Raw genomic sequence first — 1202 nt, 5'->3', positions numbered from 1 at the left:
CGCGGGCGCGATGGCGAAATTCGCACTTTCTATAACGTCTGCCAGCACCGTGCGCATGAAATGGTCTCGGGCGCAGGAAACACCCGCGTTGTCGTCTGTCCCTATCACGCGTGGACCTATGAATTGTCAGGTCAGTTGCGCGCGGGTCCAAATATCAAATCCGTCCCCGGATTTGACCGCAGTGCGATCTGCCTGACGGCGGTCCGGACCGAAATCTTCAATGGGTTTATCTTCGTCAATCTCGACGACAAGGCAGCGCCGATGGATGACTGGTATCCCGGAGTACGGCAGGAAATCCGTGCATTCGTCCCGCATATCGACGAACTCGAGCCGCTGGAGTGGGTCGAGATTCCGGAACACTGCAACTGGAAGGTCAGCGTCGAGAATTATTCGGAATGCTATCACTGTCCGAGCAACCACCCGACTTTCGCTGAAGGTGTCGTCAAGCCCGAAACCTACGACATCCAACCCGATGCAGGCGGCGGTTTCGTGCTGCGCCACACGACCGAATGTCAGAGCCTCGACAAGATGACTTACCCAATCGACCTGTCGGTGCCTCATGCGGGCGATTACCAGTCTTGGTTCCTGTGGCCTATGTTTTCGTTCCAGTGCTACCCGGGCAATGTGCTGAACACATATCACTGGCACGCAAGTGACACGGATCACTGCACCGTCTGGCGCGGTTGGTACACTGAAGGTGGTTCGGAAAGCGCGGTGATCCGGCAACTGGCCGTTCAGGACAGGGAAACAACGGTCGAAGAAGACATCCGGCTTGTGGAATCCGTCCATCGCGGCCTCAGATCTCGCGGTTACCGCCCCGGCCCGCTGGTGCTGGATCCGGGTTGCGGTGTGATGTCCGAACACTCAATCGCCAAGTTGCAACAATGGATGCGCGAGGCCGTGGAATGAAACCCGCCCTTGGCAGACATAACCTGTTTGCCCTGCCCTTGAGCGGATAGATCAACCACGCTGATGCTCAAGGAATGGCACCCTTGCGAAATCGACCGGCCCTGGCCTAAAGCCACGCAGGTATAACGACATAGTGGACCAGCCACACCGGTTAAAACAGATGCACCAGTTGATAATTTCGCACTACGATCCTGCATACAAACACCGCCTGACACGCTGACAAACCGGAGACCCACAATGGCCGACTTATTTGACGAAGACCTGTTCCTGAAAGGGTTGGAACAACGGAAGAA

General features: G+C 56.4%; 1 protein-coding gene. It reads left to right on the top strand.

The window, feature by feature from the left end; genetic code table 11:
* Positions 1–909, top strand: a 909-nt coding sequence (locus tag ACR0C6_RS21300; RefSeq protein WP_480621098.1) for an aromatic ring-hydroxylating oxygenase subunit alpha, incomplete at its 5' end; no start/stop codon positions are given.
* Positions 910–1202 lie beyond the last annotated feature (293 nt).

This window comes from Ruegeria sp. AL12, assembly GCF_056540885.1.
The sequence above is the reverse complement of the archived record's forward strand: the minus strand, read 5'-3'. Positions and strand labels throughout refer to the sequence as shown.